The 21,848-nt window shown below is 64.3% G+C and carries 21 protein-coding genes; 10 read left to right on the top strand and 11 right to left on the bottom strand.

Annotated features, from left to right (window positions below):
• Positions 1 to 9 precede the first annotated feature (9 nt).
• The 4 genes from CB0101_RS12535 to CB0101_RS12520 are packed head-to-tail and all read right to left on the bottom strand — an operon-like array spanning position 10 to position 8,722.
• Complete coding sequence (locus tag CB0101_RS12535) at positions 10 to 1,176, bottom strand: ATP-dependent RecD-like DNA helicase (protein WP_136644157.1); 1,167 nt, start codon at positions 1,174 to 1,176, stop codon at positions 10 to 12.
• The gene (locus CB0101_RS12530; protein WP_010303406.1) at positions 1,173 to 4,787 is read right to left on the bottom strand and encodes a UvrD-helicase domain-containing protein; all 3,615 of its coding nucleotides are present in this window, start codon (positions 4,785 to 4,787) and stop codon (positions 1,173 to 1,175) included. The genes CB0101_RS12535 and CB0101_RS12530 overlap by 4 nt, the downstream gene beginning before the upstream one ends.
• Positions 4,784 to 8,041: an exodeoxyribonuclease V subunit gamma gene (locus CB0101_RS12525; protein WP_136644156.1), complete on the bottom strand. Its 3,258-nt coding sequence runs from the start codon at positions 8,039 to 8,041 to the stop codon at positions 4,784 to 4,786. The genes CB0101_RS12530 and CB0101_RS12525 overlap by 4 nt, the downstream gene beginning before the upstream one ends.
• A gap of 3 nt (positions 8,042 to 8,044) precedes the next feature.
• Positions 8,045 to 8,722 (bottom strand): metallophosphoesterase, encoded by a 678-nt coding sequence (locus CB0101_RS12520; protein WP_010303385.1) that lies wholly within the window; start codon positions 8,720 to 8,722, stop codon positions 8,045 to 8,047.
• A 92-nt stretch (positions 8,723 to 8,814) separates the two neighbouring features.
• On the opposite strand from CB0101_RS12520, the gene CB0101_RS12515 reads away from it, so the two are divergent.
• The gene (locus CB0101_RS12515) at positions 8,815 to 9,168 is read left to right on the top strand and encodes a hypothetical protein (RefSeq protein WP_010303383.1); all 354 of its coding nucleotides are present in this window, start codon (positions 8,815 to 8,817) and stop codon (positions 9,166 to 9,168) included.
• A 129-nt stretch (positions 9,169 to 9,297) separates the two neighbouring features.
• Here CB0101_RS12515 and CB0101_RS12510 read toward each other — a convergent pair whose 3' ends face one another.
• Together CB0101_RS12510 and CB0101_RS12505 are read right to left on the bottom strand one after the other, a co-directional pair.
• Complete coding sequence (locus CB0101_RS12510; RefSeq protein WP_010303381.1) at positions 9,298 to 9,618, bottom strand: MgPME-cyclase complex family protein; 321 nt, start codon at positions 9,616 to 9,618, stop codon at positions 9,298 to 9,300.
• Positions 9,615 to 10,364, bottom strand: a complete 750-nt coding sequence (locus CB0101_RS12505; protein WP_010303375.1) for a pyridoxine 5'-phosphate synthase — start codon at positions 10,362 to 10,364, stop codon at positions 9,615 to 9,617. The genes CB0101_RS12510 and CB0101_RS12505 overlap by 4 nt, the downstream gene beginning before the upstream one ends.
• 147 nt (positions 10,365 to 10,511) lie before the next feature.
• Between CB0101_RS12505 and CB0101_RS12500 the strand changes: the two genes are divergently transcribed.
• The 4 genes from CB0101_RS12500 to grxD are packed head-to-tail and all read left to right on the top strand — an operon-like array spanning position 10,512 to position 12,399.
• On the top strand, positions 10,512 to 11,252 hold the full coding sequence (locus CB0101_RS12500; RefSeq protein ID WP_010303372.1) for a 1-acyl-sn-glycerol-3-phosphate acyltransferase: 741 nt from the start codon (positions 10,512 to 10,514) through the stop codon (positions 11,250 to 11,252).
• Positions 11,253 to 11,261: 9 nt separating this feature from the next.
• Complete coding sequence (locus CB0101_RS12495) at positions 11,262 to 11,789, top strand: hypothetical protein (protein ID WP_010303370.1); 528 nt, start codon at positions 11,262 to 11,264, stop codon at positions 11,787 to 11,789.
• 49 nt (positions 11,790 to 11,838) lie between these two features.
• Positions 11,839 to 12,075 carry a BolA family protein gene (locus tag CB0101_RS12490; RefSeq protein WP_010303368.1) on the top strand — a complete coding sequence of 79 codons (237 nt, stop codon included), beginning with the start codon at positions 11,839 to 11,841 and terminating at the stop codon, positions 12,073 to 12,075.
• A gap of 3 nt (positions 12,076 to 12,078) precedes the next feature.
• A complete protein-coding gene (grxD, locus tag CB0101_RS12485; RefSeq protein WP_010303363.1) occupies positions 12,079 to 12,399 on the top strand; it encodes a Grx4 family monothiol glutaredoxin in 321 nt (106 codons plus the stop codon).
• A 28-nt stretch (positions 12,400 to 12,427) separates the two neighbouring features.
• Here grxD and CB0101_RS12480 read toward each other — a convergent pair whose 3' ends face one another.
• On the bottom strand, positions 12,428 to 12,694 hold the full coding sequence (locus tag CB0101_RS12480) for a DUF6761 family protein (RefSeq protein ID WP_010303359.1): 267 nt from the start codon (positions 12,692 to 12,694) through the stop codon (positions 12,428 to 12,430).
• A gap of 81 nt (positions 12,695 to 12,775) precedes the next feature.
• Here CB0101_RS12480 and CB0101_RS12475 point away from each other — a divergent pair, with 81 nt between their 5' ends.
• Both CB0101_RS12475 and CB0101_RS12470 read left to right on the top strand, forming a co-directional pair.
• The gene (locus CB0101_RS12475; protein ID WP_010303356.1) at positions 12,776 to 13,558 is read left to right on the top strand and encodes a response regulator transcription factor; all 783 of its coding nucleotides are present in this window, start codon (positions 12,776 to 12,778) and stop codon (positions 13,556 to 13,558) included.
• Between the two features lie 31 nt (positions 13,559 to 13,589).
• Complete coding sequence (locus CB0101_RS12470; RefSeq protein WP_010303352.1) at positions 13,590 to 14,240, top strand: hypothetical protein; 651 nt, start codon at positions 13,590 to 13,592, stop codon at positions 14,238 to 14,240.
• Positions 14,241 to 14,254: 14 nt separating this feature from the next.
• Here the strand turns inward: CB0101_RS12470 and CB0101_RS12465 are convergent, their stop codons facing one another.
• From CB0101_RS12465 to CB0101_RS12455, 3 genes are all read right to left on the bottom strand, one after another.
• A complete protein-coding gene (locus CB0101_RS12465; RefSeq protein ID WP_010303348.1) occupies positions 14,255 to 16,210 on the bottom strand; it encodes an ABC transporter ATP-binding protein/permease in 1,956 nt (651 codons plus the stop codon).
• Positions 16,211 to 16,914: 704 nt separating this feature from the next.
• On the bottom strand, positions 16,915 to 17,454 hold the full coding sequence (locus CB0101_RS12460; RefSeq protein ID WP_010303341.1) for a hypothetical protein: 540 nt from the start codon (positions 17,452 to 17,454) through the stop codon (positions 16,915 to 16,917).
• A complete protein-coding gene (locus CB0101_RS12455; RefSeq protein ID WP_010303336.1) occupies positions 17,451 to 17,741 on the bottom strand; it encodes a hypothetical protein in 291 nt (96 codons plus the stop codon). Before CB0101_RS12455 ends, CB0101_RS12460 begins: the two co-directional genes overlap by 4 nt.
• 33 nt (positions 17,742 to 17,774) lie before the next feature.
• Between CB0101_RS12455 and CB0101_RS12450 the strand changes: the two genes are divergently transcribed.
• The 3 genes from CB0101_RS12450 to CB0101_RS12440 all read left to right on the top strand — a co-directional run bounded on the left by CB0101_RS12450 (position 17,775) and on the right by CB0101_RS12440 (position 21,433).
• The gene (locus CB0101_RS12450) at positions 17,775 to 19,265 is read left to right on the top strand and encodes a glycoside hydrolase family 13 protein (protein WP_010303332.1); all 1,491 of its coding nucleotides are present in this window, start codon (positions 17,775 to 17,777) and stop codon (positions 19,263 to 19,265) included.
• Positions 19,266 to 19,349: 84 nt separating this feature from the next.
• Positions 19,350 to 20,450, top strand: coding sequence for a hypothetical protein (locus CB0101_RS12445; RefSeq protein ID WP_136644155.1), 1,101 nt, complete (start codon positions 19,350 to 19,352; stop codon positions 20,448 to 20,450).
• Complete coding sequence (locus CB0101_RS12440) at positions 20,378 to 21,433, top strand: Ig-like domain-containing protein (RefSeq protein ID WP_136644154.1); 1,056 nt, start codon at positions 20,378 to 20,380, stop codon at positions 21,431 to 21,433. Before CB0101_RS12445 ends, CB0101_RS12440 begins: the two co-directional genes overlap by 73 nt.
• Here CB0101_RS12440 and CB0101_RS12435 read toward each other — a convergent pair.
• Positions 21,376 to 21,813, bottom strand: coding sequence for a hypothetical protein (locus tag CB0101_RS12435; protein ID WP_010303318.1), 438 nt, complete (start codon positions 21,811 to 21,813; stop codon positions 21,376 to 21,378). The two genes, CB0101_RS12440 and CB0101_RS12435, sit on opposite strands and share 58 nt — an antisense overlap.
• Positions 21,814 to 21,848 lie beyond the last annotated feature (35 nt).

The raw sequence follows: 21,848 nt of genomic DNA, 5'->3' as shown, positions 1-21,848 counted from the left end.
GCAGCGGGCTCAAGGCGATGCGCGCTTCCAGCGCCCCAGCAGGGCGGCCCCATCGCTGGGGTGCAGCTGCTCCCCCTGCCAACGCAGCGCCTGGCAGCGCTGACGCAGCCGCTGCTGCTGCTCCCGCAGCGGCTGGAGCACGGCCGCTGGCAACTGGGGCAGTGGGGCTTCCAGCCAGGCGAGGTTGGCGTTGGCTGGCAGCTGCTCGAGCTGCGGCCGCAGGGCCAGCAGGGGATCGGCGGCGCTGGGGGCCTGTTGGCGCAGGGCGGCGGCCACGTCGGCGATGGCGCCGTTGTTGCGGTAGGTAGTGGTGAGCTCAAGCACCGCGCCGCCCAGCTGCTTGCGGATGTGGGGGCGGCAGAGCTCCTCGAGCACCGCGCCGGTGCCCACCGGCGGGAGTTGCCCTGGATCCCCCACCAGCAGCAGGCGGGCCTGCTCCGGCAGGGCGTCGAGCAGGGCGGCCATCAGGGGCAGATCCACCATCGAGAGCTCATCCACCACCAGCAGATCGAGCTCCAGCCGATGGCGGGCGTTGCGGGCAAAGCGGTTGCTGCCGCGGGCCTCGAGCAGCCGGTGCAGGGTGGAGCAGGGCAGCGGTTGCACGCCGGTGAGCGCTGCGCTCAGCCGGGCGGCGGCCTTGCCGGTGGGGGCGGCCAGCTGCACCCGGAGCTGAGGTTCCTGGGCCAGGGCGGCCTCGAGCATCCGCGCCACGGTGGAGGTTTTGCCGGTGCCGGGCCCCCCGAGCAGCAGCACCAGCTGCCGCTCGAGCAGCGCCACCACAGCGGCCTGTTGCTGCGCGTCCAGCCCGGCCTGGGCTGCGGTGGCCGCGGCTGCGTTGAGGGTGCCCGGGCTGGGGGCGGGGCTGAGGGGTGTGGTTGCGCGGGCGATCAGATCGCTCAAGCAATGCTCGAGCTGCTCATGCCAGCGGCGCCAGCGCAGCCAGGGGCCATCGCGCACCAGCAGCGCCTCGGGCCCGGTGAGCCAGCCGCTGGCGGCGAGGGCCTCCAGGGATGCTTCCTCCAGCTCGCTCTGGCGTAGATCGAGCCCCAGCTCGCCCTGCTCCAGGGCCTCGAACAACGCGGTGATCACTGGTTGGAGCAGGCGCGGATCCGCCCCAGGCGCCGGTGGTTGGCGGCGCAGCAGGGTGTCTTGCAGGGCGGCGGCCAGGCTGCTCATGGCTGGCCCTCCCGCAGCAGGGCATCGAGGGCGAACACACGCTCCAGGGGCGGTGTGTCCACCACCACGCCGGGAACACCCGCCTCGGGATCAGCCATCGGCCCGGGCACACCGCGCAGGAACACATAGGCGTAGCCGCCCAGGTGCTGGGTGGGGGCATAGCCGGGCAGGCGCCAGCTCAGATAGCGGTGCAGCGCCACCAGATAGAGGTGCGCCTGCAGGGGGTAGTGGCTGCGGGACATCAGCTCTGCCATGGCGGCTTGGCTGTAGTCGGCCGGTCCGCAGGCCAGCACCTGGCCTTGGCTGCCTTTCCGGCCCAGCCAGTTGCTCTTCCAGTCGGCCACCCACCAGCGCTCCTGCCACTGGAACACCAGATCGATCGAGCCGGTGAGGAAACCGCGGCTGGCCACCTGCAGGCTGCGCAGCTGCCGGCCGTAGTCCGCGCCGAAGGGCCCGCCTGGGTGCTGCTCAAACGCGCTGGCCAGGCCGCTGCTGCGCACCAGCCGATCTGGGTCGTCGTGGGCCAGGGGGAGATCGAAGTTGAGCTCGCTCAGCCAGCTGCCGCTCGCCAGATCCATCAGCCGGCAGGCCCCCAGCGCACCGCCGAGGGGGCTTTGAACCAAGTGCACCAGCCCGTCCAGCAGCGGATCGATGAGCTCCGCGTCGAGGCCGGCGCGCTCGAGCTCCTGCAGCAACAGGGGCCTGCTGGCCTCGGGGTTGTGCGCCAGCTCGCCGAAATCCAGTTGCTCGAGCATGCGGTGCAGCGCATCCCCTGGGCCTGAGCCGCGGGGGAACGCGGCGAGCGGGCCCAGCGCCGGCCAGCTGGAGCTGGGTGTGGCCGGCGCGGCGGCCGCGTCGCTGTCGTCGGCGGGGTTGAGGGCATCGCTGTCGCGGCCTTCGTCTTGCGCTTGGGGCGGCAGGGCGGCGCCGGCGTGGGCCCAGGCGGAATAGCTGGCCCGGCCCCAGCGGCTATCGAGGCTGCGGCTGGGGGTGGGGCCCAGCTCCAGGGCGCCCTGCTCAGGATCGGGCGTCCAGGGACGCTTCGGCGGCGGCAGTTCGGCCGGATCGATCGGGTGCAGTGCCGCCAGCTCCGGTTGCTCCAGCCAGGGGCTGAGTGGGTTGCCGGCTTCGGCTTGGTCGGCGCCGGGCCAGGCGAGCACCAGCAGGTGTTGGGCGCGGGTGCAGGCCACGTAGGCCAGGCGCTCCGCCTCCTGCAGCTGGGCTTGGTGGTCTTGGCGGGCGGCGGTGCGGCCGGGCCCCCAATAGGGATTGAGGTGGAGATCCAGCCGCGGCGACGGGCTATCAGGTGGCAGCCAGCGCCGCCCCAGCCGCTGGCCACCGGCCTTGGCGGGGGCTGGGGCCTTCCAGAGATAGGGGCAGATCACCACTGGGTATTCGAGCCCTTTGCTGCGGTGCACGGTCACCACGGCGATGGCGGATTGGGCGGCGTCGCTGCGGCAGAGGTGGGTATCGGGGGGGTCGCGCTCCTCCTGCAGCCGCAGGTTGCGCAGCCAATCGGCCGCCGCCACCGCCCCCAGCCCCTGGCTGTGCATCTGCTCCTGCACCAGTTCGGCCGCCTGCTGCAGATCCGCCAGGGCCCGGCCCCGCAGCGAGAGCTGCGCCAGGCCATCGGCGGCGAGCAGCTCGGCGAGCACACCGGTGAGGCCGAGCCGCGGCAGCTGCTGCGCCCATTGGCTGAGATCCGCCGCCAGCTGATCCCAGCGCTCCGGCGGGCTGGCCTGCAGCTCCTCGGCCGACCAGCCCAGGAGCGGCGAGGCCGCCAGCAGGCGTTGGCGCCCCGGGTCGCCGGGGCTGGCCAAGGCATCGAGCAGGCGCTGCAGCGCCGTGGCACCCACGGTTTCAAACACATCGCCGCGGCTCACCAGCCGGCTGGGCAGTTGCCGTTGCTCCAGCGCGGCTCTCAAGCTTTCGGCCTGGCTGTGGCGCCCCACCAGCAGGCAGAGATCAACGGGCTCCAGCACCCGTTCGCTCGCGCCCTGCCGCAACACCAGCCGTCGCTCGAGCACGGCCTGGCAGAGGGCCGCCACACGGCTCTCGAGCTGGGCGGGTTCCACCGGCAACAGCTGCAGCGGTGTTTCGTCGGCGCCGAGCAGCAGCTCGCCTTTGTTGGCTTGGGCCTCCACCTCAGGCACATCCAGCTCGGAGAGCACCAGCCCCGGCCGCATCAGGGCATTGAGCCCCGCCACCAGGGCTGCGCTGGAGCGGCGGTTTTCGATCAGGCCGTATCGCTCGCTGGCGCTGGCGGCGGCCTGGCGGTAGGTGGCCAGTTCACCACCGCGGAAGCGGTAGATCGCCTGTTTGGGATCGCCCACCATCACCAGGAGGTGGTTGGAGCCGGGCCCGGTAAAGGCGCGCTGCAGGATCCGCCACTGGATTGGGTCGGTGTCCTGGAATTCATCGATCAAGGCGGCGCGGTAGCGCTGGGCCACGGCCTCCAGCAATGGCGAGGGGGAGCTGGCGTCGGGTCCTGGATCGAGGGCCTCGAGCAGCTGGCCGAACCCCATCTGGCCGCTGCGCTCCCGCCGCCGCAATAGTTCGGAGCGGCCCCAATGGGCGAAGTGCAGCAGCGCCAGCTCCGCCGGTCCATCCACCAGTGCTGCGATCGCCTCGAGCAACGGCCGCTGCGGCAGCGGCACCGCTTCGCCATGGGCCACGGCCGCCACCTTGCAGAAGCTGCCGGGGTGGAAGTAGCCGAGCAGATCGCTCTGGCTGAGCACCTCTTGATAGCTCGGGGTGCCGGTGAGCCCGTCCAGCCAGGCCTGCACCCGCTGCAGCTTGTCGGGCTTGGCTTTGAGCCGGAAGGGCTTGTAGGGGAGCCCCAGGCTGTTGAGCTCGCTGGCCGCGGCGGCGAGGTCTTCTTCCAGTGCTTCGCTGCGCTCCTGCCACTCCTGTTGGAAGCGCTGCCAGAGCTGCGGCCACAGCGCTTCGAGCTGAGGGGCTAAGGGGGTATCGCTGGCTAGCGGCAGCGGATCGAGCGCCAGCGCCGGATCGCCATCGAGGCTGCCGAGCAGCCCCGCCAGCTGCTCTGGGCTGACCTGCTTCTGGCGCAGCCCCGCCAGCAACCCCGCTGGCAGGGGGAGCACCTGGCGGCTCCAGTAGTCGTGCACCAGCTCGGCGCGGCGCTCGCGGCCTTCGCTCTCCAGGCTCACCGCTGGCCCCAGTCCAGCTTCGAGGGCCTGGCGCTGCAGCGTCCGGCGGCAGAAGCCGTGGATGGTGGTGATGTCGGCGCGATCAAGCTGCTCGAGAGCCAGCAGCAGGCGGCCGCGCAGCAATGCCGGTGGATTGGGGCCGAGGGCCTCCAGCCAGGCGGCCAGGGGTGCATCGCCGGGGGTGGCGCTGCTGCCGGGTTCGAGCAATTGCAGGGCGTCCTGCAGGCGGCGGGCGATGCGATCGCGCAGTTCCGCTGCCGCTGCATCGGTGAAGGTGACCACCAGCAATTGCTCCACCGCTAGCGGCGCGCGGCCTTCGCTGAGCAGGCGCAACACCAGGTGTGCCAGGGCGAAGGTTTTGCCGGTGCCCGCACTGGCCTCCAGCAGGCGGATGCCCGCGCCCAGGGGCATGGCGTTGGCATCGAAGCGGCGGAGGCTCATGGTTTTTTCTCCTCCTTTCGCCGCTGCAGCAGGGGCCCATGCAGTTGCAAGGCCAGGGCCTGAAGCTTGGGGGTGAGCAGCTGCTCCAACGGCAGATCGGCGCCGAAACACACCGCCTGCACCGGATCACGCCGTTCACCACGAAGCAGGGGATTGCCCTCCCAGGCCCCCAGGGCTGCGCTCCAGCGGCGCTGCTCGCTGGCCGCGGCATAGGCCCAGCCCGTGTCGGGGGGTAGGGGCCAGCAGCGCTGGCGGTGCGCCTGGTGCCACTGGCGCAGCTGCTCGAGCTGCAGAGCTGCCTCCGCAGCGGGCAGCGCTTCGAGGCGCTCGAGCACCCGGAAGCGATGGCCATCGCGGCCCACCAGCGCAGCGCCAACGGGGGCCTGGCCGGCGGCGCAGGCGAGCAGCAGCTCCAGCCAGAGCACGAGCCGCTGCGGCGTGCGTGGCTTGGCGCTGTGCACGAGCACCAGCTGGCGGCCACGCCAGGACAGCTCGCCCGAGAGCCCCTCCCAGCTGGCTGGGCGCTGCTGCGCCTCACCGAGCAGCTCGAGGCAGCTGCTTAGGTCCAGCCAGCGCTGCTCCAGCTGCTGCACCTCCAGCTCGCCGGCGGCCTGGGGAGGCAGCAGGCCTGTACCCCGCTCGATCAAGGGCCAATCGGGCAGCGCCTCGGGCAGGGGATCGAGCTGTTGGCGCAGCAGCGCCGCCCGTTCGCGTTCGCCCAGTTCGAGGGCATCGCGATCGAGCACGGGGTGATCGAACTCCCGGGGCCGCAAGCTCAGCCCCTCCAGCCAGCTGCGCTGCGGCTGCTCGATCCACTGGCGCAGCTCACTCCAGGCCTGCTCGGGGCTGGCGACGGGCTCAGCGGCTGGTGATGGCATGGCGCTGAAGGCCAGGCCCCGCGCAGGCGGGGCGCTCAGGCCCTGCTCAAGCTGTTGGCGCGCCTGCAGCAGGCGGCGATCGCAGCTGGCGGGCGGCCAGGGGTCGGCGGGCAGGAAATTGGCGCGCTCCAGCGGGTTGGCGCAGTGCACCCGCAGGGGCAGCTGCGGCAGTTCGCGGCTGAGCCACTCCAGCCATTGCCGCACCGGGGTGGAGGCCTCCAGCGCTTCGCCGCTGCGTTCATCGCGGTTGCTCCAGCTCACCAACAGGTGCTGCCGCGCCGAGAGCAGGCTCTCGAGCAACACGTAGCGGTCTTGATCGCCGCTGTTGGGGTCGCCCAGCTGGCGTTGTTGCTCGAGCAGGTGGAAGCCGGGGCGCTGACGCTGGCGGGGGAAGGCGCCGGCATCGAGGCCCATCAACACCACCACCTTGTGGGGGATGGCGCGCATCGGCTCGAGGGCGCTGATGGTGAGGGCACCGGAGCGGTGGCCAAAGCGGCCGCTGCCTTCGCTCAGCCGCTCGCCAAGCAGTTCGGCCACCACCGGCGCCGCCAGCTCCAGCTCACTGGCCTGGGCCACCGCCTTCCAATCGGACAGCACGGCGTGGAGGCTCTGCAGCTCCCAGGCCCGCTCGCCGCCATCGCCAAACAGCGCTTGCAGCAGGGGACGCAGCCCCTCGATCCACTGGGCTGGCGACCGCGGTTGAGCCAGCCAGCGCAGTTGCTCCAGCAGGGTGCGCAGCAGGGCGATCCAGCGCTGCTGTTGCTCGAGGCTGCCCTCCATCGCTAAGGGGGCGCAGTCGCCCGGGGCCATACCGGGCAGTTGGGGCAGCACCAGGCCGAGCACCAGGCGATCGAGGGCCCACTCGAGGCTATGGGTGCCATCGCCGCCGCGGTCGCGCCCGTCGAGGCCCCAGCGAAAGCCAGCCTCCTGCAGCATGCGGCTGATGGCCGCGGCGTCGTCCCCCTCGAGCCCCTGGGCCGTGAGCAGCGGCGTGCAGGCGAGCAGCCGCTCCAGGGCCGAGGCGGTGAAGCGTTCACCGCCGAGCTGCAGCAGTTCGAGCAGCCCCTGGCTGATGCCCGCTTCGCTCTGTTGGCTGCGGTCGGTGAGGCGCCAGGGCAGCTGCACACCGGTGGCGCCGCTGTCGCCGAACACCGCCCCCACCAGCGGTGCGAAGGCCTCCACCTGGGGCGTCATCACCAGGATGTCGCGCGGTTCGAGCTTGGGATCGGCGGCGAGCAGCTGCAGCAGGCGATCGCGCAGCACCTGCAACTGGCGCAGCCGGCCTGGGCAGGCGTGGAATTCCAGGGAGCTGTCGCCGGGATCGGCCTGCAGCGCGTCCGTGGCCTCGCCATCGGCGGCGCCGCTGGCCAGCCGCTCCTGCAGTTGCTCCAGCAGCGTGGGCGTGCGGCCCTGCTCCACGGCCACCGCCGCCGGCGCAAAAAACAGATCGCCTTCGCGCCATTCCCCCAGCTGGTTTTCGCCACTGCCCTCGAGCAGCTGTTGAAACTCAGCCCCCAGCCGCCCGAAGCGCGCCTCCAGGCCGGGCACCTCCAGGAGCCAATCGCTGCTGAGGGGATCGCGGCTGCCGGCGGCGTCGCGCCGCTGCCAAAGGTCGCGGCAGGGGGTGAGCAGGTAGAGCTCCACCGCCTGGCAGGCCGAGATCGCCTGGAGCAGCTCCACCTGCACCGGCGCCAGGCTGCTCAGGCCAAACAGGCGCAGCGGCTGAGGGTTGGTGCTGTCGGGCCTCCAGCCCTGCTGCAGCCGGCGGATCAGCGCGAGAGCCCGCAAGCCGAAGGCTTCACCGGGAAGGGCTTCCGCCAGGCGCTGCACCAGCAGCGGTTGCCAGAGCAGCTCCGGCGGGAGCGGTTGGCCGCGGCTATCCACGGCCTGGCCCTGCAGCCAGGCCTCGAGCATGGCGGGGCGGTAGAGGCCGTAATCATCGATGGCATCAGCGATGGCCCGGGCCAGCTGCCAGAGGGGGCGATCCAGCTGGCGCAACTGGCTGTGGCCCTGGCGTTGCTGCAACCAGCGCTGCAAGGGGGCCGCCTCGGGTTGCTCGAGCAGCGGCGGCAAGAGCTCCAGCAAAGGCCACACCAGGTTTTGGGCGCGCCAGGGGTCGGGGCCGGGGGCAGGACTGCTGCCGAGCCATTGATCCACCACCTGCCGCAACTGGCTGGTGGGGAAGGGAAAGCGCAGGTTGGCGGCGATGCCGGCGCCATTGCCCGTGGCGATCTGCTCCCCCAGCCAGCGGCTGGTGGGCCAGGTGTTCACCACCACCTGGATCTGCTCAAGCGGGCCGGGCGGCTCAAGCCGCAGCTGGGCGGCCAACACCTGGGCCAGCAGTTCAGCGCGATTGCTGCGATACAGCGTGAGCAAGGCTCAGCCCAGGGCGGCTGCCGGCTCGGGTGAACGGCCGCGGAAGCCGGGCATGGGGCTTGCCTGTTCGGCCCGCAGGCCGGGAACGGCAATCACAGCCTGGGTTTCGGGGCAGTAAGCGCTGAGGTCGCCGCCGTAGCAGGCGCCCGTGTCCACCATCACGATGTGGTGAAGCCGGCGCACGTGGGGGCCAGGGGTGTGGCCGATCACCACATCGCCGAAGCGGCCGTCGTAGTTCTGCCAGAAATCGAGGCGCACCCGCAGATCGGGCTGCCAGGTGCTGGGGTCGAAGCCGGCGTGGGTGGCCACCCAGCCCTCGCCCCAGTAGGCCAGGGGCAGATGTTGCAAGCGCTCGAGCCACTGGCGGGAGCGGCTGTCGCCGAGCTGGCGGTAGGTGTCGCAGCCAGCGAGGCGCCGCTCGGCTTGCCAGTTCACGCTTTGCAGCCCGTTGATCAGGTCTTGTTCGTGGTTGCCCCGCAGCCACACCGCCCGGCCCGATTCCACCAGGCCCCAGATGCGCTCCATGCTCGCCGCGATGCCCGGGCCGCGGTTGATCGCATCGCCGCAGAAGATCAGCCGATCGCCTGCCGGAAGCTTCAGGAGCAGCTGCTCCAGCGCGTCGGCGCAGCCATGAACGTCACCGATCACCCAGTGATGGGGGCGGCGCTGGGGGGACGTCATACAGACGGCGCGTTGGCCCCATTTTTGCTCCTGGGTGGCAGTTCTGTCATCCCTGCAACGCCGTTAACCTGCCCGCAACCACGCCAGCGCTGATGGACAGCCAGCCCATTGATCCGCGCACGCTCTCGGTGGGGCAACGGGTTTCGATCCTGGTGAAGGCGCTCGATGGTGCCAAGCGCACCAATGAAGCGCTGGCGAATTGCAGCAACGGCGATCAGATGGTGGAGGTGCTGCTCGATGCCTCCCGCAAGCTTGGCCTGGGCCTCACCCGCGCCGAACTGACCCGCACCCCGCCCATCCGCGATTGGATTTGGTGGAAGAACAAAGAAGCCCTGCTCACCATCGGCGACGCCAAGCCCCGTTACCAGCAAGACGGCGACCAGGGCCGCACCGAGGCCGCGGCGGATGGCGAGCAACCGCGCAAGAAGTTTCTGGGGCTGTTCTGAGGCCGCAGCGCCGATCCGGTGAGCCGGCGCCGCCACAACGCGTAGACCACAAAACCCCTGATTCTGTACGGTTTGTACAGAATCAGGGGTTTCTCTTGAGGCCCGTTCAGTGACCGAGTGATGGCCCGATCAGGCCGCGCTGGCCAGGGCGTCGGGGATGGAGGTGCTGGGGGCTTCGAAGCTGCCCTTGGCCACGAACTCCAGGCGCAGCTTCATGAATTCGATGAACTTCGCGTCGGTGGACACCACGGCCGCAGCGGGCTGGGGCACCTGATCCGCGATGGCTTTGAGCTCCGGTGCCTGCAGGAAGGCGGGGCGCTTCACCAGCCAGAAGTCGATCTCCTTGCCCTGTTCGCCGTAGTTGCGCACCCGCTCGCGCAGCACCTCATCGAGGGGCTCCTCCACGGTGAGGAAGGTCTCGCTGGCGGCCACGAAGTGGTACTGGGTCATGAACTGGTGCTGCCGAACAGGGGTTCCCCGCGGGGATTCTGAACTAAAGCCTTCATCTGCCGCACCGCCTCCTCCAGGCCCACCGCCAGGGCGCGGGCCACGATCGTGTGGCCGATGTTGAGCTCCTCCATCCCCTCGATCGCCGCCACAGGCTCCACGTTTTGATACGTGAGGCCATGGCCAGCGTTCACGCGCAGCCCCAGGCTGCGGGCGATGAAGCTGCCTTCGGTGAGGCGGGCCAGCTCGAGGGGTTGCTGCTGCCAATCGGCTTCGGCGTAGGTGCCCGTGTGCAGCTCCACCCAACGGGCGCCCGCGGCGCGGCAGGCCTCGAGCTGCGTGGGCTCGGCATCCACAAACAAACTCACGCCGATGCCGGCCTCCTGCAGGCGCCCCACCAGGCCCTGAAGCGGTTCCAGCTGGCCGGCGACATCCAGACCGCCTTCGGTGGTGACCTCTTCGCGCTTTTCGGGCACAAGGGTCACCATGTCGGGCTTGATGCGCAGGGCAATCGCCTCCATCTCAGGCGTGGCGGCCATCTCCAGGTTGAGGCGGCTGCGCACCACCTGGCGCAGCAGCTCCACATCGCGGTCGTGAATGTGGCGGCGGTCTTCGCGCAGGTGCACGGTGATGCCATCGGCACCGCCCAGTTCCGCCAGCAGGGCGTAGCTCACCGGATCGGGCTCCACGGTGCGGCGGGCCTGGCGCACGTTGGCGATGTGATCGATGTTCACGCCAAGGCTGGCCATGGCATCAGGGGCGTCTGGCCGGATCCTATGGATGGGCCGGATGCTGCCGCCGCAGGACCGCAGGGTGAAGTGCCTGCCCCGCGCTGTAGAGCTGCAACACCACCACTACGTTGAGTCTTTCGGGATGGCCGTTGAGGCCGCAGAAGGGTGGCGACGGCGTCCAGTCAGCTGAGCAAGCGCGAGCAGAGCCTGTGCAACGGCATCAGCCCCTGGCTGTCGCCCCTGGCGATGCTGCTCACCCAGGATGTGGCCCTCAAGGGCTTTTTCCGCTCGCTCAAAGTGCTTGGCGGTGAGCATCTGCCCCACAGCGGTCCGGTGCTGATGGCGCCCACGCACCGCGCCCGTTGGGATGCGTTGATGCTCCCCTATGCGGCGGGCCGCCGCGTGAGCGGCCGCGACTGCCGCTTCATGGTCACCCTCGATGAGATGAAGGGCCTGCAGGGGTGGTTTCTGCACCGGCTGGGCTGCTTCCCGGTGAATCAACTCAAGCCCCAGACCGCCAGCCTGCGCTTTGCCGTGGATCTGCTCGAGGCCGGCCAGCAGCTGGTGGTGTTTCCGGAGGGGCGGATCATGCGCGAGCCCGGCCCGATCCGGCTGATGCAGGGGCTCGCGCGCCTGGCCTTGCTGGCCTCGGCCCATGGCCTGCAGGTGCCGGTGTTGCCGATCGGCATCGCCTATGGCCGTGCCATCCCGCGTTTTGGCGATCGGGCGGCCTTGGCGTTTGGGGAGCCGCTGTTTGTGGAGGGCCATGGCCGCGAGGCCGCCAAACGCTTCAGCGATCAGCTGGCGGCAGCGATGGCCGCGGCGGAGCGCCAGGCCCTCGAAGCGGTTGGCCGCAGCGCCGCGGAGGGCGGCTTTGCAACGCCCGTAGAGTTTTCCAACGTCTGACTTGTTGCCGTGCGCCGGCCGATCGCCGCTCTTGCCCTCAGCGCCCTGGCGTTGGTGACCCCTTCCCTGCCAGCCATGGCGCAGCAGGAGCCCGAGAAGGTGCTGGCCTCCGCCAGCTCCGGCCTCAACCTGGCTTCCGTGCAGGCCAAGGTGGCCCAGGGCGACGCCGCTGCCGCCGCCGGCAAGCTCAACGAAGCCAAAAGCGATTACGACAAGGCGCTGGAAGCAGCCAGTTATCTGGTGAGTGCCTATCGCGGCCTCTCCGGTGCGTTCCGCGGCCTCGATGCCCGCATCCCCCGCGAGATGGATCAGAAGGGCCGTGAGGCCACCGAGCTCCAGGCCAATATCGAGCTCCGCCTGGCGGCGTTGCTGCGCCGGATGAATCAGCCGGCTGTTGCTGTTCCCTTGCTCGTGAAGGTGGTGCAGCGCATGTCGCCCACCAGCCCCCAGGGTCAGAAGGCCTACCAGAGCCTGCTGGAGCTGGGCTTTGTGGCCACTCCCTACAACGCCGTCAGCGCCACTCCGGCAGCCCAGTGAGGGCCGCGCCTACATTCGCTCGGTAGCCCGCTTCGCGACTCTCCAGTTCATGGTCCATCCCGACCAGGTGCGAGCTGCCATCACCCAGGCGCTGCCGGATGCCCGTGTTGAGGTGGAAGACCTCACCGGCGGCGGCGATCACCTGCAGGTGACGGTGGTCTCCACCGCTTTCGACGGCCTGAGCCGCGTGAAGCAGCACCAGCTCGTGTACGGCGCCCTGCGCAGCGAGCTGGCCAGTGAGGCCATTCACGCCCTGGCCCTGCAGACCTCCACCCCCACCGCCTGAACCATGGACGCCTCCACCCAGCAACGCATCGAACAACTGGTGGGCAGCAGCCCCGTGTTTGTGTTCATGAAGGGCAGCAAGTTGATGCCCCAGTGCGGCTTCAGCAACAACGTGGTGCAGATCCTCAACTCCCTGGGGGTGGCCTTCGAAACCTTCGACGTGCTCTCCGATATGGAGATTCGTCAGGGCATCAAGGAGTTCTCCGATTGGCCCACCATTCCCCAGGTGTACGTGAACGGCGAGTTCATCGGCGGATCCGACATTCTGATCGAGATGTACAACTCCGGCGAACTGCGCGAAAAGCTGGCGGTGGCGCTGGCCTGATCAGCGCCGGACGCGCTCGGGGGCCGGATCAGTTCCGGCCCGTTTCGTAGAGGGTGCTCATGTCATCACCCGGGCCGATGAAGCTCGAGGGATCCATGATCCAGCGATCCACCAGCTCCTCCAGGCGCCGCTGGGTGAGGGCATCCAGCACCGCCGTTTTGCGCAGGGCATGCAGATAGCCGTCTGCGTAAAGGCGCAGCTCGGCCGGGCTGTGATAGCGGCTGGCCAGCGACTGGCAGGCATCACAGAGGGATTGGAAGTGGCGGATCGCGTCGGGGTGTTGCAGGGCGGTCATGAGCGGACCGGTTGGGACAGCTGGCAAGGCATCGCCTGATACCACTCTGGCCAGGAAAACAGGGATAGCGTAGGCAGAATCATGGAGAACCAGGTGGATTCCTCCGCTGCCGGCTCCACACCCAATGGGGCTGAAACAACCCTGAAACGTGTGTTGGTGGTTGATCCCCACCCCACGTTGCGCACCGTCTTGGCCCAACGCCTCCGCCAGGACGGCTATCTAGCCGCCGCTGTGGCCAGCGCCGCCGAGGCCGTGGCCCTGTGCGACGACCTCACCCCGGATCTGTTGGTGGCCGCGGAGCTGCTGGAGGAAACCACCGCCCTGAAGCTGGCGGCGCAGTTGCGCTGCCCGGTGATGGTGCTCACGGCGCGCTCGGGCTCGGAGCCTGTGGTGGCGTTGCTCGACGCCGGCGCCGATGAGGTGTTGCGCAAGCCCTTCGGCCTGGAGGAATTGGCAGCCCGCAGCCGTTCGTTGCTGCGCCGCAGCCGCAGCGGCCTGCAGGAGCGGGTGTGTGTGGGTCCGCTGGAGGTGCATTTGCTGCTGCGCCAGGTGACGCTGCGCGATCAGCCGGTGGAGCTGAGCCCCAGGGAATTTGCTCTCCTGTGTGCGTTGTTGATGCCGCCAGGGGTGGTGCGCAACCGCAGCGAGCTGTTGCGCATGGCCTGGCCGCCGTTCAGCGGCGGGCCCCGCTCGGTGGATACCCAGGTGCTCACGTTGCGGCGCAAGCTCGAACAGGCGGGCCTCGGCGAAGGCGGCGGAATTGAAACGGTGCGGCAGCAGGGCTATCGCTTCAGCCTCGACACGATTCCGGCGGAAACCGCTGGTGCCGAATCATCCCGCACGATGACGCCCATTGCGCCTTAGCAGGCATCATTGAATGAGCTCAAGGTGAAGGATGCCATTGCTGTTGCGCCGTGGTCTGCTGGCGTGTGTGGTGGCCGTGATGGCCCTACAGGCTGTAGAGCCTGGCCTGTCGAAACAGAAGAACAACACCAACAAAAGGCGTAACAGCCAGTCGAGTCGTACCAAGTCGACGTCGTCCTTCAAACATCCCGACTATTGGCGTCGCAATCCCAATCGCTGGAAGCAGCAGTATTGGAGCCCGGTGCAGCGCTACAACCATTGGAATCGCCCCTGCAACGGGCTGGGTTGTGATCCACGCACCTGGGCGCCCTCCTCGTACCGCAATACCCGCCGGGGTTGGTACAACAGCTCCACCTACCGCGGCTGGGGCTGGTGGGGGTCGCGATCAGCCGCGTGGGATTACGGCGCCCTTGCGGCGGGCTCGATCATCGCTGCGGCGATCACCAGTGCCCAACGCACGCAAGCACCCACGATCGTGGTGCCCGATAGCTCCTATCAGCTGAATTACCGTTCGGTACAAGCTGAAACCGACAACGGCATTCGTTTTCTGGTGAGCCGCGGTGGTGTCACCTACCAGATGGATGCCGATTGCCGTGATGGTGAACTGAACGGCTATGCACCGAACAATCTCTCCGAGGCGCAGCTGTTGAACGCGGCTTGTGAGGTGGCCTATGGGAGTTGAGCTGCGCCTTTGATTCAACTGGCGAAGGCATACTGATCAGCCTCGATCAGTCGCCAGTGTCCACCGGCTTGAAGCTCGAGCACTTTGCTGTGATGCTCGAGCAGGGACGGCCGGTGGCCAACGCTGATGTATCCCATGCCTGATTGCTGCAGCTGCTGGTAGGCGGCTCGCTCATTGGCGGTGTCGAGGGCGCTGGTGGCCTCATCGAGGAGTGCGAAGCTCGCTTGGCTCAGCATTACCCGTGCAAAGGCAATGCGCTGTTGCTCGCCAACGGAGAGCACTTTTTGCCATTCCACAACCTCATCGGGATCGGGATGTTGCTGGAGCAGGTTGGGTAGGTTCGCAGCCTTGAGTGTGGCTGCAATCTGCTCGGTGCTGATGGCCCGTGGGGTGTGGGGGTAGAAGAGCAGTTCCTTAAGGCTGCAGCGAAATAGATAGGGCTTTTGTGGAACGAAGATTACACCGTCATCCAGGCCTTTGCTGTGGCTTGAGCCGGCGGATGGATGCCAAAGCCCGCTGAGCATGCGGAGGAGTGAGGTTTTGCCGGTGCCTGAGGAGCCCACGAGCAAAATGCGATCGTGAGGGCTCACGTTGAGGGTGAGGTCTTTGATCAGGAGCCGATCAGTGTGCGGAACATGAAGACAGGCTTTCTTTACGTCGATTACGGCGTCCGAACTCTGGGAGCCTGGACCTTGAATTTGCGCGGTCGGGATGAGTGCCTCAGAGAGCTCCTCTAGTCGAACAGCGTTAGACGATAGAGTTGCTAGGGAGGTGAAATTATCAACCAGGAAGCTAAAGGTCCCCATCACAGATGAGAAGGCTATGGCTGTTTGGCTGATCGCTCCAAATTCCACATCTCCGTTGAAGTAAGTCGTCCAGAGTAGGATGTAGGGTACAAAAATCTGAAGATTGGCGTAGGTGGCTTGATAAGCGCCAAAAGCGGAGACGTTCTTGATGAGTTTATACTTATTGTTAATAGCGCTGTCGAGGGCAGCTGTCATCCGGGTGCGTTCAGCGCTTTCGCCGCGGTAGAAGGCGATGGATTCAGCATTGTCGCGTACCTGAATGACTGCGTAGCGAAAGTCTGCATTGAGTTCTAGCTGTTTGTAATTGAGCTTGAAAAGCTTCCTGCCGATGCCCGCTCCAATAGCTGTTCCTGTTAATGCATACACGATCACGATTCCAAAGGCTACAGGGTTGATTGACCATAAAACCAGTGAAAAACTTGCGGTTGAGATGAAACTGCGAACTAATTCGAAAAAGAGATAAGTGGCTTCTTGGGTGAACTCGTCGGTGTCTTGGGTGATGCGTTGGTCTGGGTTGTCGATTTGCCTATCGGCTGTATTGCTTGCCGAGCTGATGCGGAAGAAACTGTTGTTGCGAAGGTAGTTGTTAATGTATTGTTGGCTGGAGACTGATCGCCAGAAGTTTGCTAGATTGCGAGAGACGAGTGTGCTGCTATAGAAAACAGGGACTAGCCCGCCAAGGATGAGGGCTAGTCCGATTAGGATGTTTTTGGCCTGGCTTTCATTGCGAGAGGTAAAGGCATTGGTTAGGTGATTGGCAAGATAGGAGAAGTCAACAAGCATTGCATTCAATAGCAGTAGCAGAGTGAAACTGCCAATTACATAGAGCCAGGCCGTTTTCTGGGGGCGTTGTAGTGAGCGGCTTGCAGCTGCTAGCGCTACAGCAGCAGCCCCGGCCAGCGAAGCGGTGAGTGCATCCATATGGCTTTGCCGCAGCCACTGCGTGAAGCTGCTGATTTCAGCGAAGGCGCTGGTGGCGATGCTCTGAGGAACGAGCCAGCTGATGAGTGCCTGAACTGCCAAAATCCCAGCCATGGCGAGCCCGAGAGCTATCAGGAAGGCAAGGATCAGATAAATGGCGATGATGGCGATCGAGCGTTTGTTTGCTGAGCCTGTGAAGAAGGGCGCGATCAGCCTGCCGAGATTCTGAATGCTGCGTAACATGATTAGAGGTTGTGTTTAGTTGAATGCGATTAGATGGATTGGTTCATTTCGATTGACCGCACTGCTGCGAAGGTCAATCCAGAAATCCTGATTCCTGATCGACAGCCCTCCGCTTGAGCTGGAGTGTTGTGTGATCTTGACATCTTCAGGATCAAAGCCACGTAGGATGATGCGCTCTTGGCTGGTGAAATCCGTGATCATTGCTCGACCTTCGAAGTGGTGATGGTTGGTTTTGGGGCCAGCCGGTTGGGCAGGTATTCTGTTCCTTGTTCCTTTCGTTCAGGCCTAGGCTGGTATGGTGAGGTGAATGGCGCTATCAACGCCGTCGAAAAGTATTGAACGCAATAGGTGCCGGATCCGCTGAAGAGACCCTCTCCCTTTATTTGATATCGAGATCTATCTCTCGATTCTGGCCCGATCTTGAAGCCTCCCGTGAAATCATTGGCGTGAAGGGTGATAAGGCTCCATTCGCTGCTATGAATGCTTCGATCGGCTAGGCCAAGGCGAATCAGGCTTGATTCGAATGCGTTGATGCTGGGACACGCCCAACAGTTTCGTACTTCTTGGGTGCGAATACCAAGGGTGAGGTCTGTTCCACACCAGAGCACATCGCGGGGTGTATCGGAGGGGACAAATCGTTTTGAGAGGCTGAACTGTGCTGGAAATTGGCCTCTCGTCGACATTTAGATTGCTTGATCAGAACGTTAGCGTATCAGTAGCCAAGTTATTTCAGATCCCAGCATCACACCACAGATGCTGGCCAGCAGTTGATACGTCCATGGTGGGCTGATCCGGCCGATGGAGCTGGTGTTGAGCCCCGTGTATTGGCTGAAGCGGCTCAGAAAGCCGTCAAAGGCTTGTACCCGCTGAGGGAGCAGATAGGCCGATCCTTCTTGTGTTCGCACGTAAAAAACTTTGCCTCCCTGGCTGGTGTTCACTGGGGTGAGCCCGGTGATCGCCTCCCACTGCAGATGCCAGCCGCGACGCAGCCACCAACGGCACCAAGCCGGATGGCCGACGCGGATCCCGATGTCGCTGAGTTCCACCTGTTCGCTCACCAGCGCCAGGATCAGCACTAGCCCAAGCGGCAACGCAGCCCAGAGCCAGCCCTGGAGCTCCGGCGGAGCCAGCACGGGCAGTGGCAGCACCAGCGCTAGATAGAGGCTGATCAGGGTGAAGCGGATCAGCGGAGCCATCGGGAAGATGGCGACTGTGGCGGTGGACTGCTCGCCGCTGCTGGTCATCGATCTTCGGGGGATCCGGGCAGAGGTTCCACCACCGTGGAAGGGGCGTAGCGGCCGCTGAACACCTCTTGTTCGCGGCCTTTCCAGAACTCACCTAGGCGCATCAGATCGGCATGGGCTTCCTGAAGGGCATCCATGTACTCCTGGGGATCCATCGAATCGCGAGATTCCTTGAGCTTGGTGAGCCGTAGCAGTTGCAGCATCCAGGGTTTGCTCAGCTCACCGCGCTGCTCGAGGTAGCGCGCCAGGTCGGCGGCGTTGGGGGTGCCATCGCTGGAGGCGGCCATCGGGCTGCGGGGAGCAAGGTGGTGCGTCACCCTATGGAGAGGGCTGGAGTGGCCGTGAGTTCGGATCTCCGCTCTGCCTTCACCCGTCCGCCCGCCTGGGTGGCCGAGGCGGTGGTGGCTCAGATCTTTCCCGATCGCTTTCGCCGCAGCGGCCGCGTGGCGGCGCAGCAGGGTTTGGCTCTGCAGCCCTGGGGCGATCCACCCACGCCCACCGGGTTTCAGGGTGGAGACCTCTATGGCGTGATCGAGGGGCTCGACCATCTGCAGGCGCTGGGCATCACCTGCCTCTATCTCACCCCGATCTTCAGTTCGGCGGCCAATCACCGTTATCACGCCTACGACTACTTCCAGGTAGATCCCTTACTAGGCGGTGATCAAGCCTTTGATGCGCTGGTAGCGGAGCTGAAGCGGCGGGGGATGCGATTGATCCTCGATGGTGTGTTTAACCACTGCGGCAGGGGCTTCTGGGCGTTTCACCATCTGCTGGAGAACGGCCCGGCCTCGCCCTATGTCGACTGGTTCATCACCGAGCACTGGCCCCTCAAGCCCTATCCAGAGCCGGGTGAACCCTGCGGTTATCACAGCTGGTGGTGTGATCCGGCGCTGCCGAAGTTCAACCACGCCAATCAGCAGGTGCGGGAGCACCTGCTGGCGGTGGGGCGCCACTGGATCGAGCGGGGTATCGATGGCTGGCGCCTGGATGTGCCCGATGAGGTTGAGCCGAGCTTCTGGGTGGAGTTTCGCCGCGTTGTGCGGGAGGCCAATCCTGAGGCCTGGATCGTGGGTGAGATCTGGGGCGATGCGCGCGCCTGGTTGGGGGGCGAGCACTTCGATGGGGTGATGAATTACCGGGTGGCCTGGAGTTGTTTGGGTTGGGTGGCCGATGGCCGGCTGCAGCAGGGCCATGCCCGTGAGGCAATTCCCTACGGCTGCCTCAGCGGTGAGCGCTGGAAGGAGGTGCTTCTTGAAACCTTGAGCTGGTATCGGCCGGAGGTGAATCAGGCCCAGCTGAACCTGCTCGACAGCCACGATGTGCCACGGGCGCTGCACATGCTCCAGGGCGATGTGGACGCGCTGAAGCTGGCGCTGGTGCTGCTGTTTGTGTTGCCGGGCGTGCCGTGCGTGTACTACGGCACGGAGGCGGGCTTGAGCGGTGGGGCGGAGCCGGAGTGTCGGGAGGCCTTCCCCTGGGGCGATCCGCAGGCCTGGCCCCAGGATTTGCGGGCGTTCATCGCCTCGCTGGCGGCGTTGCGGCGGGAGCAGCCGGCGCTGCGCTCAGCCGAACTTGCGGTGGAGGTGTTGCAGGGCCCCGACGGGGATCAGGGCCTGCGGCTGGTGCGGGGGGCGCCGGGCGGGGAACAGGTGGAGGTGGTGCTGAACCGGAGCCGGCGTGTGGGCCTGGAGGTGGCTGGGCTGGAAGGGCGCAGCCTGTTGTGGGCGTGTCAGAAAGGCTGTGGGGTGTCAGTGGAGAGACTGGGTCCTCAACAGGTGTCATTGAGGCAGTTGTGGATTTCGTCCCCTTGAGCTACGGATTCATCCCCAATGCCCGCCTCTATTGACGGACTCCTGGTGACGACACTTAGGATGATGATCACTTGACTAGAAACCGTGGCGACTGAGCAAAACATTTCTGAAGATTATGCAGTATTGTTTGCGGGTGGCATAAGTCCAAGTCGTAATTTTTCGCGTTACTACAATTCTTTAAAGGGTCTTTACGAGGTCTTGCGTGACCAGCATGGTATAGCTCAAGAGAACATTATTGTTCTTTATGCCAATGCTGAATCGGATACACGTCACGACCAAGCCTATGGGTTTGGATCTATAGATGAAATTGTTCGACTTGGTGTTGATCCATTTCTTGCTGAGAGCATTTTTAATGAACAGCTAGAGTTTAAGAAGGCCACTGCTAACAATGCAAGGCTTTCTCGTGCTGAAGCTGAAGGATTTGAGGAAAATTTTGCGGACCTTAATAAGCGGCTTGGAGGGTTGTTGAAAATTGATTATCAATACGAGGCTAGCGATAAAGATGATGGCGATTATCTAGCTCAAGTTGTTTACTTCGCCTCGTCGGACATGACGTTTGCGTCGGGGTCTTCTGTTCTCTCTGCAAATGGCTCTGCGCTGCAAAGCGCTTTGACTGAGGTCGCGGGTCGTGTTGATAGCAACGACCACGTATTTTTCTGGACTTTTGACCATGGAGATTTTGGAGAGGGGCAGGGTAATCTCATTGCTTACAATGATATAAACCCTAAATGGCTTTTTGGTAGGAGAGATGTCGGTAATCAGGCTCGTCTGAATGGATGGGGGAGCGATGCTATTGGTAATGCTCAGCTGGCTCAATGGGTAGCCCCTGTTATTGAGAGTGCTGGGTATGCAACTCTTGTCTATAATCAATGTTTTTCGGGCGGAATGCTTGCCGCGAGCGAATCAGCAATTGATTCCGCTGATTATGCCTATGGAATTGCTGCTACCAATCAGTATGAGCAGAGTATTAATTATGCTTTTGCTGAAGGTATAAGAATTGCCTTGGAGGCCGGTCGCCCTCTCGCAAGTGAATTGTTCGCGACTGCAAAGGACAAGGACCAATTTGCGTTTAAGGGTGCCTATGAGCCTAATGCGGGCGAACCAAAGTATCCATGGGAGCATCCATGGGCTTATGGCGATGGAGCGTTTCAGTATTTTCGGGTGATGATTTTACTCATCCTCTAGAAAAAGATGGTGTTGATGTAATAGCTCCTGACCGTCTTCTTGCTGAGGTGGGTGACGAAGAATTATCTTTACGGCTTAAAGAAGATGGCGTGGTCGAAGTCTACGCGCGACTTGTTGAGCTTTATGGTTCGGATGTTCAGGTTGATGCCGTCACTCTCCCATCTATGGGGAGTCTGGAGCGAAGAGACGGCCGCCTTTACTATGTGCCAGTTGCTGATTTTTACGGGGTTGACTCTTTCGTTTTGAGTTACTCGACGCCTACGTCCTCTGGCGCAATCAGTGTGACTCTTGAAGTCGAGTCAGTCAATGATGCGCCACAGCTTGCAGATGATTTTGTGTCTGTGGCCTCGGGTGCGAAGCGCGTGAAATTCTCTGTCGATTCTCAGCCTGGTTTTCTTGGAGACTTTGATCTGGAGGGTCAAAGTCTCCGTGTAACAGACTTCTCTGCGCCTGAGAATGGTAGTCTTAAGAAGATTGGTGGAAATAGCTTCCGCTACACTCCTGACCCTGAATTTGTGGGACGTGATTCATTCCTCTATCAAGTGTCAGATGGTGAGGATTACTCTGTGGCGGAGGTGACGTTCACGGTGGGTGGAGATGTTTTGTCTCGCGATGCTTATGGCGGTTTCTATGAGCTTAAGTCAGATGGTCCCGATCCCATCATTAATCCACTGCGTGCCCAAGACGGCTCTATTTTGAGCGATGACAGTTCAGCGCATTGGGATATTGCGGCTGCTGTGAAGGATGGCGGCCGCTACCGCCTGTTGCTCCAAGGCGAAGGAAAGAAGGAAGGTTTGTATCAGGTCTGGACTGCTGATGAGTCTGGCCAGGTGATTGGTCGGGGTAAGAAGTGGCTCACTCCTGACCAGTTCAAACAGAAGACGTATGGCACCATATTCCCGTCTGTTGTCGGTAATGGTGTTGGTCAATTGGGTAGCCCCGTTACGGATTCTGATGGAGGCATCTTTGCGTCGATAAAGTAATTTTCTGGTTGCTGAGTTGGCTCATTCTTTTGGGCGGATGTCTGTGGGTTCTGAGTTGTACTAGTCTGCATTTTGCTTGCTCGGCTGAGTTCGGTCGGGGTGAAGTTGAAGTTGCTGAAGTCTTTGAGCCATATTATCTCTAAGTTTTTTCCTTCCCAGGTGAGCTCGAAATCGCCATCGTCGGTCAGAGTGTTGATGTATCCGCCGCCACGGCTCAATTCAGCCATGCGCTTGTGTTGTTTGAAGTTGGCTTTGACGCGCGCGATAGGCTTGTTGCCGTCTTCGTTGGAATTGGCGTAGACATCCACAACCGCCAAGTTCTTTCCGGGCTTGCGGCGGAGGGTTTCGGTGTATCTCTTCAGGGTTCTCAGGCCATCCATGATCAGGGTGAACTCACCTGGCCCGAAGCCTCATT

It is taken from the genome of Synechococcus sp. CB0101 (assembly GCF_000179235.2).
Lineage (GTDB): Bacteria > Cyanobacteriota > Cyanobacteriia > PCC-6307 > Cyanobiaceae > Vulcanococcus.
This window is presented reverse-complemented; position numbering and strand designations above follow the sequence as displayed.